This window comes from Mycolicibacterium pyrenivorans (genome assembly GCF_025821625.1).
GTDB lineage: Bacteria > Actinomycetota > Actinomycetes > Mycobacteriales > Mycobacteriaceae > Mycobacterium > Mycobacterium pyrenivorans.
The window spans coordinates 1-1,006 of sequence record NZ_JACKSH010000094.1 but is presented as its reverse complement, the minus strand read 5'-3'; the positions used below and the strand labels follow the sequence as shown (position 1 = coordinate 1,006).

Genomic DNA, 1,006 nt, shown 5'->3' with positions numbered 1-1,006 from the left:
CCTGACCCGCGAACACACCAAACCCGCCGTGGCACCCACGGCAACACCGACGCGCCCACACCCAGCGCACCTCACCTCTATTTTCGGATTAGCAGGTCTCCAGACGGAGTTTCCCTGCTGGAATGCAATTCCGCGGGGGTGGTCACGCGTGCGGCCGGGATTGTGATCCGTTCGAGTTCGGGATTCATCGGCCTTAGCGGATACTCTTGAGCCAATGGTTCCGCTCTGGTTCACGCTGTCCGCACTCTGCTTCGTGGGTGCGGCCGTGTTGTTGTACGTCGACCTCGACAGACGCCGAGGTCTGGGCCGTCGTCGCAAGTCCTGGGCGAAGTCTCACGGCTTCGACTACGAGCACGAGTCCACCGACATCCTCAAGCGCTGGAAGCGCGGGGTCATGTCCACGGTCGGCGATGTGACCGCCCGCAACGTGGTCCTCGGCCAGATCCGCGGCGAGGCGGTCTTCATCTTCGACCTCGACGACGTCGCGACGGTGATCGCGCTGCACCGCAAGGTCGGCACCAACGTCGTGGTGGACCTTCGGCTCAAGGGCATCAAGGAGCCGCGGGAGAGCGATATCTGGCTGCTCGGCGCGATCGGCCCCCGGATGGTGTACTCCACCAACCTCGACGCGGCCCGCCGCGCCTGTGACCGCAGGATGGTGACGTTCGCGCACACCGCGCCGGATTGCGCCGAGATCATGTGGAACGAACAGAACTGGACGCTGGTCAGCATGCCGGTCACCAGCACCCGCGCCCAGTGGGACGAGGGCCTGCGCACCGTGCGCCAGTTCAACGATCTGCTGCGGGTCCTGCCGCCGGTGCCCACGGCCGCCGCCGGTCAGCCCGTCGCACGCCGCAGCGGTTCGCCCAGCCGTCCGCTCACCCCCGCACCCGCGGGGCGTTCCGAGTTGCCGCCCGGTATGGCAGACCAGCCGCCCGGCCGCGGCGATGTCGGCCGTTTCGCCTCCCGGCCCGAGACCGCACGCTCCGATGCGGCCGCGCCGCGG

Annotated in this window: 1 protein-coding gene; it reads left to right on the top strand. The window is 68.2% G+C overall.

Going from position 1 to position 1,006, the window contains the following annotated elements; genetic code table 11:
- Nucleotides 1–214: 214 nt before the first annotated feature.
- The coding region (gene ttfA / locus H7I57_RS11950; RefSeq protein WP_264023711.1) for a trehalose monomycolate transport factor TtfA at nt 215–1,006 on the top strand (792 nt) is incomplete at its 3' end.